Raw genomic sequence first — 13,221 nt, 5'->3', positions numbered from 1 at the left:
GTTTGAAAACCTGCGGCAGGTTGTAAAGCCAACCCGCCAGCGAACGCCGCATCATAGTGGCTGAATGCTACCGGGCACTATTTTCGCGCCAAATTGCTGTATCAGCGATTGAACATAGGGGTCTTTGCGCACGGTGTCCTCGGCAGCCCGCTGGCGTGCCTGCACCGCATGGGCCTTGCGCCGTGCCGGAGAGTCCTCCACGGCACCGACCGACACCTGGATTTTGCCCACCAACCCGGCTGCCACCAGGGCCGTGCGCAGCCGCTCCACGGTCCCCGGCTGGGCCAGAGACTCCAGATCCACGCGCAGCTGCCACTCATCGGCATCGCGCTTGAGCAGCTGGGAACGCAAAGCCAACTGGCGCGCCACGGCGGTCACCGCCTCTGCCTGCACCAGCTGGGTCACGGTCTCGTTCCAGAACCGGCCCTCGGCCGTGTCCTCGAACTCCGCCGGCACCCGGCCCAGGTTCTCGCCAAAGTTGGCAGCCGGCCGGTCAAAATCACTGGCTTGTGGTGTCTGTACCGGCAAGGCAATCAGGCTGGTGCGCTCTTGGGCAAGCCCGGCCATGCCCGGCGCATGGGGTAGCGCGCCAGGGGGCGCTGCCAATGCCGCATCTTCGTCATTGGCGTAGGCCTCCATCGGCACATCGTCAAAGTAAGGCACGCCATCCGCGTCAGCGCTGCTGCCGCTTTGCGTGTCCTCATCGCCGTCGTCATCGCTATCGTTATCTGGCAACGGTGCCGCGTCATCATCATCGTGCAGCTGGGGCTGCTCCTCTTCCACCAGCTCTTGCTCAGTCTGGGCTGGCGTGGGTGGCGTCGCCGCCACCTCGGGCACCGATGCTGCCGCACGCGCGGGGATCAGGTCCTCAGCACTGCGCACCGGCAGCTTGACCGCCTCCACCGCAGCGGGGGCCGCTTGCGACACCGGCGCGTCTGCGGCGGTGGCTGCGGCTGGAACTGCGGCCTGGGCTGCCACAGCAGGAGCAGGAGCAGGAGCAGGCTGAGGCGCAGGCGCCGCAACAGGGGCCACTTGCGGCAATGGCGGGGATGCGGGAGCTGTAGATGCCAGCGCCGGGGTTGCGGGCATGGCCACAGCGGCTGGCGGGGGTGCAGGCGCCTTGGGCGGCTGCGCTAGCGCATTATTCAGAGTTTTTTTTTCAGCCGATGCTGCAGGTTTGAAAGCCAGCAGCCGCAGCAACGCCATCGTCAGCGCCGCATACTCATCGGGTGCCAGCCCCAGTTCAGCGCGGCCGTGCAGCGCAATGCTGTAGAGCAACTGGGTTTCATCCGCAGGCATTTGCTGCGCCAGGCGCAGCACTTCTTGCTGATCGGCATCGTCTTCAGCGGCGGATGCGCGTGCCTTGTCCGGCACGGCCTGCAGCACTGCCATGCGCTGCAGCTGCACGGCCATGTCTTCCAAGGTGGACGCGGCTGACAGACCTTGGTGGCGCAGCTGGTCGACGGTATCGACCACTTCGGCGCCGTCTCCGCGCGCCAGCGCATCGATCAGGCGAAACACATGGCTGGAATCCACGGCACCCAGCATCTGGCGCACGCTGGTTTCCTGCAGTTGGCCACCACCAAAGGCAATCGCCTGGTCGGTCAGCGACAGTGCATCGCGCATGGAGCCGCGGGCCGAGCGCGACAGCAGGCGCAGCGCCTGGGGCTCGGAGGCAATCTCTTCTTGCACCAGCACACGGCCCAGATGCTCTTGAATGGTCTCTGGCGCCATGGGCCGCAGATTGAACTGCAGACAGCGCGACAGCACCGTGACCGGCACCTTCTGCGGATCGGTGGTCGCCAGCACAAACTTCAGGTACTCGGGCGGCTCCTCCAGCGTCTTCAACATGGCGTTGAAGGCGGTATTGGTGAGCATGTGCACTTCGTCGATCATGAAGACCTTGAAGCGCCCCTGCACCGGCTTGTACACCGCCTGCTCCAGGAGGCCCTGCACTTCATCGACGCCGCGGTTAGAGGCGGCGTCCAATTCGGTGTAGTCAGGAAAACGCCCGCTGTCGATCTCGGTACAGGCCGGGCACACACCGCAAGGCGCAGCAGTGATGCCGCCCTGGCCGTCGGCACCCGTGCAGTTGAGCGACTTGGCCAAAATGCGTGAGACCGTCGTCTTGCCCACGCCACGGGTTCCCGTAAACAGGTAGGCATGGTGCAAGCGCTGCTGCACCAGTGCATTGGACAGCGCCTGCACCACATGCTCCTGGCCTACCATTTCAGAGAAATTCCGCGGACGGTATTTGCGAGCGAGAACAAGATAAGACATAGAGCTGCATTCTACGGTCAGTCGCGGCAGCCCTGAGAGTCACTGCCTTGGCGGGCACGCAATACTTTTGCCTGCACCGCAGAGCCGCCCCCGCTTAAGGACTTTTTGGCCGGCTTGCTTGGGAGTCCGTTTTCTTTAGGTACAATCAACCGCTGACGGGCCTCCTCGCATGGGGAAGCGGCCAACCGGGTCAGGTGGGGAACCAAGCAGCCCTAACTGTGGATCCAGTGCCGGGGTCAGGCTCGTCACCTCATACAATAAATGCCAGCCTTGTGCTGGCATTTGCTTTTCAAGAGCCCAAGCGTGAATCCACGTAGAATGGCGCCCAAGCCATTCCTGTCACTGCCATGAAATACCTGCTGTGGCTGCTCAAAGCTGTCATCTTCTTCACCCTGTTTGCATTTGCGCTCAATAACCAGCGGGATGTAGTGGTGCACCTGTTTTTTGGCACCCAGTGGCAAGCGCCCTTGGTGCTGGTGGTGCTACTGGCTTTCAGCGCCGGGGTGATTGTGGGCATCATCGGCATGGTGCCCCGCTGGTGGAAGCACCGCAAAGCGGCGCAACGCGCCGCATTGGCGCAAACTGCTGCCGCAGAGCCGACCCTCTCCTCCACGTCCTCTGCGGACGAGTCCACACCGCTGCCACCTCATGGAATTTGATATCTCCTGGATCTTGCTGGGCTTTCCGGCCGCCTTTGTGCTGGGCTGGCTGGCATCGCGCTTTGACTTGCGCCAGATCCGCCGCGAGAACCGCAGCGCCCCCAAGGCCTATTTCAAGGGGCTGAACTTTCTGCTCAATGAGCAGCAGGACAAGGCCATCGATGCCTTTATCGAGGCAGTACAAAACGACCCCGACACCGCCGAGCTGCACTTTGCGCTGGGCAATCTGTTCCGCCGCCGGGGCGAGTACAGCCGGGCCGTGCGCGTGCACGAGCACCTGCTCTCGCGTGCCGACATCAGCAAGCCCGAACGCGAGCGCGCTCAGCACGCATTGGCACTGGATTTCCTCAAGGCCGGCCTGCTGGACCGCGCCGAAGATGCGCTCGCCCGGCTGGACGGCACGCCCTATGAAAACGAGGCACGCCTGTCGCGCCTGGCCATTTACGAGCGCGCCCATGACTGGCCCCAGGCCGTACAGATTGCCCGCCTGATGCACAGCCGCAACCAGGGCGACTACAGCGTGCGCATTGCGCACTACCTGTGTGAGCAAGCCCTGGGGCAACAGGCGCAGGGCCAGCTGGATGCCGCACTGGAGTTGCTGCAGCAAGCCCTGTCCGAGGCGCCGCATGCGCCGCGCCCACGCATCGAAGTGGCCCATCTGCAACACAAAAGCGGGCAGCATGCGCTGGCGCTGGGCTCGCTGATGGAGCTGGCCTCGGTCTCTCCGTCATCGGTGCCTCTGGTGGCGCCCTTGATGCTGGAGCTGGTCAAGACCGATACACGCAAGCCGCAGGTGCGCGCCTTGCTGCTGGCTAATTACCGCAGCTCGCCATCGCTGGACGTGATGCAAAGCCTGGTGCAGATGGATGAACAGGCCATGGTGCCCGATGCGGCGCACCCGCTGGCGCGCGACTGGTATATCGAGCATCTGCGCCATGAACCGTCCCTGGTCGCCGCTGGCCGCTGGCTGGCACAAGAGACGCTCAGCCATGAAGAGCACCACCCTGCCGTGCAACGCGCGCTGGACACGGCCGCCAAACCGCTGACGCGCTACCGCTGCGCGGCCTGCGGCTTTGAGGCCAGGCAGCATTTCTGGCAGTGCCCGGGCTGCCAATCCTGGGACAGCTACCCCCCGCGCCGGGTGGAAGAGCAATAGGCCATCTCCGCGGCTTCTGCTAGGATGCGTTGACGCCCTGCTCCAGGGCGCAGGAGCCCTGATATGCCTTGGCACTGGACCCCGACGCAACGCAACTTCTCTTGCAAACCACCACTGCCATCTCCCGCAGCATGGCTTGGCACACGCTTGCAACACCCCGGCGGCACCGCCGCGCGGTCTTTTTCTCCCCCCCCAGCTCCACCCCGAACCGGTCACATTGCCGCAGTCAGGCGCTATGGCGTGCCCGCTTCCTATTCATGCAAAGCATGCATCAGCGCATGTGCAAAACAAGCAGCGAGAAACCACCTTTGCTGCGGCATTTGCAGTCACTAACATAGGGTATTGACTATCGATAACCCATGACCAATATCCTGAACTTGCTCGGGTTTTAGTAGCAGCTGGGATCGGGCCAGCTTGTAGAATTTACAAAAAAATGGCACTTTCATACCTGATCCTTCTCCCCTTCATCGGCAGCGCCATCGCGGCGCTGCTGCCTGCCAACGCGCGTAACACGGAGTCCACGCTGGCAGGGGCCATCGCCGTGTTCTGTGTGGTCCAAGTCGCCATGCTTTTCCCGGAAACACAGAACAACGGCGTGGTTCACCACAATGTTGCCTGGCTGGGTCAGCTGGGGCTGGATCTGCATTTCCGCATGGATGGCTTTGCCTGGTTGTTCTCGATCCTGGTGCTAGGGATTGGCAGCCTGGTCGTGCTCTATGCGCGCTACTACATGTCGCAGGCCGATCCGGTGCCGCGCTTTTTCTCCTTCTTCCTGGCCTTCATGGGCTCGATGATGGGTGTGGTGCTGTCGGGCAACCTGATCCAACTGGTCTTCTTCTGGGAACTGACCAGTATTTTTTCGTTCTTGCTGATCGGCTACTGGCACCACCGCAAGGATGCCCGCATGGGCGCTCGCATGGCGCTCACCGTCACCGGCACCGGGGGTCTGTGTCTGCTGGGCGGCGTGCTCTTGCTGGGCCACATTGTCGGCAGCTATGAGCTCGACAACGTGCTGGCCGCTGGCGACCAGATCCGCAACCATGAGTTGTACCGCGTCACCCTGGTGCTGATTTTGCTGGGTGCGCTGACCAAGAGCGCCCAGTTCCCCTTCCATTTCTGGCTACCCCGCGCCATGGCCGCGCCCACCCCGGTCTCGGCCTATTTGCACTCGGCCACCATGGTCAAGGCCGGCGTTTTTCTGCTGGCGCGCCTATGGCCTGCGCTCAGCGGCACCGAGGAGTGGTTCTGGCTGGTGGGCGGCGCGGGCGCCATCACCTTGCTGCTGGGTGGCTATATCGCCATGTTCCAGCACGACATGAAGGCGCTGCTGGCCTACTCGACCTTGTCGCACCTGGGGCTGATCACCTTGCTGCTGGGCCTCAACAGCCCGTTGGCAGCCGTGGCAGCGGTGTTCCACATCATGAACCATGCCACCTTCAAGGCGTCGCTGTTCATGGCCGCTGGCATTGTCGACCACGAGTCGGGCACACGCGACATACGCCGCCTCTCCGGCCTGCAAAAGATGATGCCCATCACCGGCACCCTTGCCATGGTGGCCAGTGCGGCAATGGCCGGTGTGCCGCTGCTCAATGGCTTTTTGTCCAAAGAGATGTTTTTTGCCGAGACGGTGTACATCAACACCACGCCGTTTCTGACCACCGCCCTGCCGGTGGCTGCCACCTTGGCCGGCATTTTCAGCGTGGCCTACTCCTTGCGTTTTACCGTGGATGTGTTTTTTGGCCCGCCCGCCACCGACCTGCCCCATGAACCCCATGAGCCCCCGCACTGGATGCGGGTGCCGGTCGAGTTCCTGGTGCTGGTCTGTCTGCTCGTGGGCATCTTCCCGGCCTGGGCAGTGGGCAACTACCTGGATGCAGCAGCCTCGCCCGTGGTGGGCGGCACGCTGCCTGAATTCAGCCTGGCGCTGTGGCATGGCATCAATGCGCCCTTGGTGATGAGCATCATTGCCATGCTGGCGGGCATCTTGCTGTACTTGCTGCTGCGCCAGCTGCGGGCCAAAAACTATGTCGATGATGCACCGCTGGTGGCACGCATCAACGGCCAATGGGTGTTCCAGGCCGTGATGGCCATCATCACCAACGGCGCGCGCCACATGCGCCGCTGGCTGGGCACACGCCGCTGGCAATGGCAGGCGCTGTGGCTGGTGCTGGCGGCCTTGCTGACCGCCGCCCTGCCCTTGTTGATCCATGGCTTGCAACTGGGTAACCGGGGCCTGCAGCCGCTGTCACCCGCCTTCGGCATTCTGTGGTTGATTGGTATCAGCTGCTCGCTGGCGGCGGCCTTCCTGGTCAAGTACCACCGCCTGGCGGCCTTGGTGACCTTGGGCGGTGCCGGCCTGGCCACCTGCATGACCTTCCTGTGGTTCTCGGCACCCGATCTGGCCTTGACCCAGTTGGTGGTCGAAGTCGTCACCACCGTGCTGCTGCTGCTGGGCCTGCGCTGGCTGCCCAAGCGTGACAAGAAGCTGAAAAAGGTATCACAGCAAGGCGTTTGGGTGACGGTGCGCCGCTGGCGCGATCTGCTGATCACCTTGCTGGCCGGCGGCGGCATGGCCTGGCTGTCGTTTGCGATGATGAGCCGCCCCTTCCCCGAAAGCACCTCCACCTTCTTTCTGGAGCGTGCGCAAGCCGAGGGGGGTGGCACCAATGTGGTCAACGTCATGCTGGTGGATTTCCGCGGCTTTGACACCTTTGGCGAGATTGTGGTGCTGGGCATTGTGGCGCTCACGGTCTATGCACTGCTGCGGCGCTTTCGCCCGGCCCCTGAGGCCATGGATGTACCCGAGCAGCAACGCTTTTTGCCGGCTGACTTGCACACCGACCTGCTCAACCCGCGCAGCGCCACCGATACCGCTGTCGGCTACCTGATGGTGCCCGCCGTGCTGGTGCGTTTGCTGCTGCCTTTTGCAGCGGTTGTGTCCATGTACCTGTTCATGCGTGGCCACAACGAGCCCGGTGGCGGCTTTGTCGCCGGCCTGACCCTGGCCATCGGCCTGCTGCTGCAGTACATCATCTCCGGCACGCACTGGGTCGAATCGCACCTGCCGATCTACCCGCGCCGCTGGATTGCAGCGGGCCTGCTGTTTGCGTTGGGAACGGGCGTGGGCAGCTGGTATTTTGGCTACCCCTTCCTCACCAGCCACACGGCACATTTCAGCTTGCCGCTGGTGGGCGAGATCCATGTCGCCAGCGCGCTGTTCTTTGACATCGGCGTGTTTTCGCTGGTGGTGGGCTCGACCATGCTGATGCTCACCAGCATTGCCCACCAATCCGTACGGGGCTTCCGCTACCACGAGCGCCAGCAAGGCGAGCGTAGCGACTCCGCTTCTCAACCCTAAGGACAATACCAAATGGAAATCGTACTTGCCATTGCCATTGGCGTATTGACCGGCTCGGGCGTCTGGCTGCTGCTGCGCCCACGGACGTTTCAGATCATCATGGGTCTGCTCTTGCTGTCGTATGCGGTCAATTTATTTATTTTCAGCATGGGCCGCGTCGGCCTGGCCATTGACCGGGAACCGATTCTTCAGCCCGGTGTGCCTACCGATCTGCTGCACTACGCCGACCCCATGCCCCAAGCACTGGTGTTGACGGCCATTGTGATCGGCTTCGCGATGACTGCCCTATTTCTGGTGGTGCTGCTCGCCTCGCGCGGCATGACGGGCACTGACCACGTGGACGGCACCCTCTCCAACGATGTGCAGGAGACGCCTTGATGTCGCTGTTGACGCTGGCTGAGCGCCTTATGCCGCACCTGCTGCTGGCCCCGATTTTGCTGCCCATGCTGACGGCAGCCTTGATGCTGACCCTGGGCGAAAAGTACCAACGCACCAAGCTGCTGATGAACATCAGCTCCTGCCTGATTGGCCTGGTGATTGCCATGGCCCTGGTGAAATGGAGCAACCAGGACGGGGTGGCCACTTCGATGAGTGTCTACCTGTCGGGCAACTGGGCGGCGCCATTCGGCATCGTGCTGGTGCTCGACCGCCTCTCGGCCCTGATGCTGCTGACCACCAGCGTCGTGGCGCTGTGCGCGGTGGTCTATTCAGGTGCACGCTGGCACCGGGCAGGTGTGCACTTTCACCCGCTGTTCCAGTTCCAGATGATGGGTCTGGCAGGCGCCTTCCTCACCGGCGACCTGTTCAACCTGTTCGTGTTCTTCGAGATCATGCTGGCCGCCTCTTACGGGCTGCTGCTGCACGGCTCGGGGAAATCACGGGTGCAACATGGCCTGCACTATATTGCGATCAACCTGGCCGCCTCTTCGCTGTTCCTGATCGGGGTGTCGATGCTGTATGGGATCACCGGCACCTTGAACATGGCCGATCTGGCGCGCATCATCCCCAGCGTCAGCAGTGCCGACCGGGGTTTGCTGCACACCGCCGCCGGCATTTTGGCCACCGCCTTTTTGATCAAGGCGGCGGTCTGGCCACTGAACTTCTGGCTGGTGCCCGCCTACGGCTCGGCCACGGCCCCAGTGGGCGCCATTTTTGCGCTGATGACCAAGGTCGGCATCTACACCATCGTGCGGCTGTGGACCCTGATGTTCAGCAGCGAGGCGGGGCCTTCTGCGCACTTTGGCAGCGCCTGGCTGATTCTGGGTGGGCTGGCCACCATGCTGTATGCGGCCATATCCATCCTGGGCACGCAGCGCCTGGGCTATGTCGCAGGTTACGCGGCCATCTTGTCCGCAGGTACCTTGCTGGCCGCGGCCGGCTTTGGCCAGAATTTGATGACCAGCGCCTTGTTGTACTACCTCCCCAGCTCTACGCTGGCCGTGGCAGCGCTGTTCTTGATCACCGACCTGATCGAGCGCTGGCGCACCACCGATGGGGCCAGTGTGCGCTTTGATGACGAGGAAGCGCCGTTTTTGACGGCGGAGCTGCTACCGCGCGAAGGCCTGAACCTGGACGAAGACGAGGAGGTGCTGATTGGCCGCGCCATTCCTGCGGCCATGGCCTTCCTCGGGCTGTCGTTCATGCTGTGCACCCTGGTGGTGTCTGGCCTGCCTCCGCTCTCTGGGTTCATCGGCAAATTTGCCATGCTCTCGGCCCTGCTCAATCCGCTGGGGCTGGGTTCTTCGGCGGGCACCCAGATCGGCTGGCTGGGCTGGCTGTTCATGGCCGTGCTAATTGGGACTGGCTTGATGGCCTTGACGGCCATGGTGCGCATCGGCATCCGCGAGTTCTGGTCCAGCGTCAGCCGCACCACCCCTGAGCTCAAAGTCATCGAAGGCTTGCCGCTGGCCGTGCTGCTGGGCTGCTGCGTGCTGATGGTGACCCATGGCGCCAGCGTCATGCGCTTTACCCAGCGCGCCGCCGATAGCCTGCACTCGCCTGACACCTACATCCGTTCGGTGCTGGGCAAGCAGCCGCTGCCATCGCCCACGGCCAAGTCGGTGCCTACCTTGGAAGAAACCCCGGCTGAGAGCCTCACCACCAGCGCCGACAGTTCGAGTACCTGGTCTCCGACCACAGAGCAGGTGCCTGCAGCGCCAACGCAAGACGCTGCGCCCGTCCTCAATCCTAGCGAAGGAAAGCCATGATCAAGCGTCTTTTCCCCGCCCCTTTGCTGTCGGTCTTCCTGTTCGTGGCGTGGCTGGTGCTGAACCGCACCACCAGCGCCGGCCAGATGATTCTAGGTGCCGTGTTTGGGCTATTGATTCCCGTGCTGACCCAAAGCCTGCGGCCGCGCGAGGTCCATATCCGCAAGCCGTGGACGATTGTGCGCCTGGGGCTGCGCGTGTCCCGCGATTCCATGCAGTCCAACTGGGCGGTGCTGCGCCTGCTGCTGGCACCGGGCAGTCGCAAAAACCCGGCGGCCTTTGTCCATGTACCGCTGCAACTGCGCGATCCCAACGGGCTGGCGGTGCTGGCCATGATTGTCTGTATCACCCCCGGCACGGCCTGGGCAGAGATATCACGCGACCGCTCCATCTTGCTGCTGCATGTGCTTGAAGCCGATGACCCCCAGGGCATCATCGACCACATCAAGGCCTTTTATGAGCGCCCCCTCATGGAGATTTTTGAATGAACCACATCCTTGCCTGGACCATGCCCGTGGCCCTTTGCATATTGCTGCTGGCGATGCTGTTTGCCATGGTCCGCCTGCTCAAGGGCCCACAGGCGCAGGACCGCGTGCTCGCGCTGGACTGCATGTACCTGATCGGCATGCTCACCATGCTGGTGCTGGGCATCCATTACGCATCGGTGAACTACTTTGAAGCGGCCCTGCTGATTTCCCTGTTCGGCTTTGTCAGCTCCACGGCCATGGCCAAATTCCTGCTGCGCGGCGAGGTGATCGAATGATCGAACAACCGCTCTCCACCTGGGTGCAGATTCTGGTGTCCGTGCTGGTGCTTGCGGGCGCGCTCAATGCCCTGATCGGGGCACTGGGCCTGTTTCGCCTGCCCACCTACTATGAACGCGTGCATTCTCCGTCCATCATCGCCACCGGCGGCTGCTGGTGCATTGTCTGGGGCAGCATCATCTATGTGACCTTGCAAAGCGAATCCATCTCGCTGCATGCCTTGCTGATTGCGGTGTTCATTGCCATTGCCGTGCCCATCACCAACATCTTCCTCATGCGCGCTGCCCTGTTCCGCGATCGACGCATGGGCAAGGCCGTGCCGCCCAGCGTCAGCCGTATCGTCTCGACAGACAGCGATTCCAACGACGCCTGAGGCCATCAAAACGGAGCACGGTGACAGCGAGAACCGCGCAATTGCACTAAGCTCCGTGCATGACCACGATCCTCTCCACCTCCATCGAACGCAGCCTGGTCCAATGGCTGCGCGCCCGCACCGCGCAAGGCCAACCCGAGCTGCATTGGCAGCTCTGGTGTTTTGAAGGATTAGCGGCGCGGCGCGCGGTCGAGCAGCAGTTGGCGGAACTGGGCATCAGCGCCCGCATCCGCAGCGCCTACAAGCCGCTGGTGCATGCCCTGCTGGAGGACGTGGACATGGCAGGCCTGCAAAGCCTGCATCTGCACTACCCACTGCATGACGATGCCGCGCCCAACCGTTTCATGCTGGAGGCCTATCCGCTGGCCGCCATGCTGCCACCCACGGTGGCGCTGCAGATGCAGGCGGGCCAGCGCAACAACACCTACGAGCTCCTGCTGCGCTACCAGGATGGGCGCACACAAAGCCTGCAGGTGTTCGCACCCAACCGGTCCTTCCAGTCGGCACACGGCAGCAAGGGCATCACCCCCTGCGGCTGGCAGCAAGCCCACGATGCCCAGGGACACATCGTGCACGATGCCCCCTTGCACACCGAGTATGAAGAGGCCTATGCCCAGGCCATGCAGGCCATTGCGGCCCATAGCTGGCCGCAGACCGAACCATTTTTTGGCCGCCTACACATCGCCATGCAGCTGCCCGGCTTTGAGCAGCAGATTGCCGGCACGGGCGAGACCATGAGCACACCGGAAGCCATGCACGAGGACCTGTACTTCTCGCTGCTGGAGCACTTCCAAAAACTGTCCGGCCGCGTTGCCGGTGACCGCCGCCTGCAACCCGGCCAGATCGTGCCGGATATCCGCGTAGCTGCGCAATCCCACCCGCTTGCGCTCACCAGCATCGCGTTGCAAATCCGCGCCCTGTCCCTGTCCGATTCCCTGCCCGCCCCAGTGACCGGGGAGGAAGAAAACACCGCACCCTCCCCGTCCGCACTGCGGTCGATCGCCCAAGCCGATGCCGCAGCAGCACAGCTGCAACGGGCACCCAGTCTGACCCAGATGGATGCGCTGGTCCAGCCCCTGTTTCATGCCTACGGCAGCGCATGCCAGGGGCAAAGCGTACAGGGCCGCCCGATTGCAGCAACGTATAAAAGGGGCAGCCAGCACCCCGTGCTGCTGAGTGGTGGCCAGCATGCCAATGAGATATCGGGCGTGACCGGCGCCTTGCGCGGCGCGCTGGCACTGGCGCAACAGGCAGACAGCCACTTTGCCTATATCCCCATCGAGAACCCGGACGGCTATGACCTGCACCAGTGGTACTGCCGCTATGCCCCCGAGCAAATGCACCATGCAGCGCGCTACACCGCGCTGGGCGATGACCTGGCCTACCGCGACCATGCACCGTGGCACGAGAGCGCGCTGCGCAAGGATGCCGCTGCCGCCAGCGGCGCCCAGTTGCACCTGAGCCTGCATGGCTACCCGGCGCATGAATGGACCCGGCCACTGTCTGGCTATGTGCCGCAGGGCTTTGATCTATGGACCATTCCCAAGGGGTTTTTCTTGATCCTGCGCTACCAGGAAGGCTGGCCGGCTGAGGCCGAGGCCTTGGCTGAGCAAGTCGCGCAGGCCTTGCTGCAGGTGGAGGGCCTGCCGGCGTACAACCGCCGGCAACTGGCGCTGTACCAAAGCCATTCCGGCCGCCAGCCTTTTGAGCTGCGGCACGGCACGCCCTGCAGCATGCAGATAGACAACACCGGACCCACGCCCGTGAGCCTGATCACCGAATTCCCGGACCAAACGGTGGTGGGTGATGCGCTGGTATTTGCGCATACGGTGCAACGCGCTGCGGTTCTGGCCGCGTATGCCGCTTGGCAGGGCATTGTGCAAAAGCGCTAAGCCGAGCTGCGGTCAAGGGTTGCCGTGGATTTTTCACGCACACGCCGCCGCCCTGCTAAGCTGCCCGCCATGTGGAATGTCATCGGTATATCGATCGGAGCCTGCCTGGGTGCCCTGGCGCGCTGGCAGCTGGGTCGCTGGCTCAACCAACCCCATGCCTTGCTGCCTTGGGGCACCTTGGCGGCCAACTTGGTGGGGGGCTATGCCATTGGCTTGCTGGTGGCCTTGTTCCAAAACTCACCGGGCATTGACCCGGTCTGGCGCCTGGTGCTGATCACCGGCTTCCTGGGGGCGCTCACCACGTTCTCCAGCTTCTCGGCCGAGACGGTATCGATGCTGCAGGCGCAGCGCTATGGCCTGGCCTTGTTGCAATGCAGCCTGCACCTGCTGGGCTCGCTGGCACTGACCGCCCTGGGCCTGGCAACGGGCCAAGCCCTGTGGGCAGCGCGTTGATACGTATTTTTTGACGCAATGCGCCGGGCGCGTGCCCAATTCGCTCTATATTCAGTAGCAGCGCAGGCTCGGCTTGCGC

11 protein-coding genes and 1 other RNA gene are annotated in these 13,221 nt (G+C 63.2%); 11 read left to right on the top strand and 1 reads right to left on the bottom strand.

Annotated features, from left to right (window positions below):
* Positions 1-51: 51 nt before the first annotated feature.
* Positions 52-2,280 (bottom strand): DNA polymerase III subunit gamma/tau, encoded by a 2,229-nt coding sequence (gene dnaX, locus M2375_RS04945; protein WP_259164326.1) that lies wholly within the window; start codon positions 2,278-2,280, stop codon positions 52-54.
* 154 nt (positions 2,281-2,434) lie between these two features.
* On the opposite strand from dnaX, the gene ffs reads away from it, so the two are divergent.
* From ffs to crcB, 11 genes are all read left to right on the top strand, one after another.
* Positions 2,435-2,530, top strand: an RNA gene (gene ffs, locus M2375_RS04940) — signal recognition particle sRNA small type.
* Positions 2,531-2,627: 97 nt separating this feature from the next.
* On the top strand, positions 2,628-2,939 hold the full coding sequence (locus M2375_RS04935) for a lipopolysaccharide assembly LapA domain-containing protein (RefSeq protein WP_259164325.1): 312 nt from the start codon (positions 2,628-2,630) through the stop codon (positions 2,937-2,939).
* Positions 2,929-4,095, top strand: a complete 1,167-nt coding sequence (gene lapB / locus M2375_RS04930) for a lipopolysaccharide assembly protein LapB (protein ID WP_259164324.1) — start codon at positions 2,929-2,931, stop codon at positions 4,093-4,095. The genes M2375_RS04935 and lapB overlap by 11 nt, the downstream gene beginning before the upstream one ends.
* Before the next feature lie 433 nt (positions 4,096-4,528).
* Complete coding sequence (locus M2375_RS04925; protein WP_259164322.1) at positions 4,529-7,453, top strand: monovalent cation/H+ antiporter subunit A; 2,925 nt, start codon at positions 4,529-4,531, stop codon at positions 7,451-7,453.
* 12 nt (positions 7,454-7,465) lie between these two features.
* Positions 7,466-7,831 carry a Na+/H+ antiporter subunit C gene (locus M2375_RS04920; protein ID WP_259164321.1) on the top strand — a complete coding sequence of 122 codons (366 nt, stop codon included), beginning with the start codon at positions 7,466-7,468 and terminating at the stop codon, positions 7,829-7,831.
* A complete protein-coding gene (locus M2375_RS04915) occupies positions 7,831-9,660 on the top strand; it encodes a monovalent cation/H+ antiporter subunit D (protein ID WP_259164320.1) in 1,830 nt (609 codons plus the stop codon). The genes M2375_RS04920 and M2375_RS04915 overlap by 1 nt, the downstream gene beginning before the upstream one ends.
* Positions 9,657-10,148: a Na+/H+ antiporter subunit E gene (locus M2375_RS04910; RefSeq protein WP_259164319.1), complete on the top strand. Its 492-nt coding sequence runs from the start codon at positions 9,657-9,659 to the stop codon at positions 10,146-10,148. The genes M2375_RS04915 and M2375_RS04910 overlap by 4 nt, the downstream gene beginning before the upstream one ends.
* Positions 10,145-10,423 carry a K+/H+ antiporter subunit F gene (locus M2375_RS04905; RefSeq protein ID WP_259164318.1) on the top strand — a complete coding sequence of 93 codons (279 nt, stop codon included), beginning with the start codon at positions 10,145-10,147 and terminating at the stop codon, positions 10,421-10,423. The genes M2375_RS04910 and M2375_RS04905 overlap by 4 nt, the downstream gene beginning before the upstream one ends.
* On the top strand, positions 10,420-10,797 hold the full coding sequence (mnhG, locus tag M2375_RS04900) for a monovalent cation/H(+) antiporter subunit G (RefSeq protein WP_259164317.1): 378 nt from the start codon (positions 10,420-10,422) through the stop codon (positions 10,795-10,797). The genes M2375_RS04905 and mnhG overlap by 4 nt, the downstream gene beginning before the upstream one ends.
* A gap of 59 nt (positions 10,798-10,856) precedes the next feature.
* A complete protein-coding gene (locus M2375_RS04895; RefSeq protein ID WP_259164316.1) occupies positions 10,857-12,689 on the top strand; it encodes a peptidase M14 in 1,833 nt (610 codons plus the stop codon).
* Positions 12,690-12,758: 69 nt separating this feature from the next.
* Positions 12,759-13,142, top strand: coding sequence for a fluoride efflux transporter CrcB (gene crcB / locus M2375_RS04890; protein WP_259164315.1), 384 nt, complete (start codon positions 12,759-12,761; stop codon positions 13,140-13,142).
* Positions 13,143-13,221 lie beyond the last annotated feature (79 nt).

Origin of the sequence: Comamonas sp. BIGb0152, assembly GCF_024809975.1 — a bacterium.
Classification (GTDB): domain Bacteria; phylum Pseudomonadota; class Gammaproteobacteria; order Burkholderiales; family Burkholderiaceae_C; genus Comamonas.
The sequence above is the reverse complement of the archived record's forward strand: the minus strand, read 5'-3'. Positions and strand labels throughout refer to the sequence as shown.

Excerpts from the sequence above, each read along its gene's own strand:
- dnaX (WP_259164326.1), bottom strand. The coding sequence starts at position 2,280 with ATGTCTTATCTTGTTCTCGCTCGCAAATACCGTCCGCGGAATTTCTCT.
- M2375_RS04935 (WP_259164325.1), top strand. The coding sequence starts at position 2,628 with ATGAAATACCTGCTGTGGCTGCTCAAAGCTGTCATCTTCTTCACCCTG.
- lapB (WP_259164324.1), top strand. The coding sequence starts at position 2,929 with ATGGAATTTGATATCTCCTGGATCTTGCTGGGCTTTCCGGCCGCCTTT.
- M2375_RS04925 (WP_259164322.1), top strand. The coding sequence starts at position 4,529 with ATGGCACTTTCATACCTGATCCTTCTCCCCTTCATCGGCAGCGCCATC.
- M2375_RS04920 (WP_259164321.1), top strand. The coding sequence starts at position 7,466 with ATGGAAATCGTACTTGCCATTGCCATTGGCGTATTGACCGGCTCGGGC.
- M2375_RS04915 (WP_259164320.1), top strand. The coding sequence starts at position 7,831 with ATGTCGCTGTTGACGCTGGCTGAGCGCCTTATGCCGCACCTGCTGCTG.
- M2375_RS04910 (WP_259164319.1), top strand. The coding sequence starts at position 9,657 with ATGATCAAGCGTCTTTTCCCCGCCCCTTTGCTGTCGGTCTTCCTGTTC.
- M2375_RS04905 (WP_259164318.1), top strand. The coding sequence starts at position 10,145 with ATGAACCACATCCTTGCCTGGACCATGCCCGTGGCCCTTTGCATATTG.
- mnhG (WP_259164317.1), top strand. The coding sequence starts at position 10,420 with ATGATCGAACAACCGCTCTCCACCTGGGTGCAGATTCTGGTGTCCGTG.
- M2375_RS04895 (WP_259164316.1), top strand. The coding sequence starts at position 10,857 with ATGACCACGATCCTCTCCACCTCCATCGAACGCAGCCTGGTCCAATGG.
- crcB (WP_259164315.1), top strand. The coding sequence starts at position 12,759 with ATGTGGAATGTCATCGGTATATCGATCGGAGCCTGCCTGGGTGCCCTG.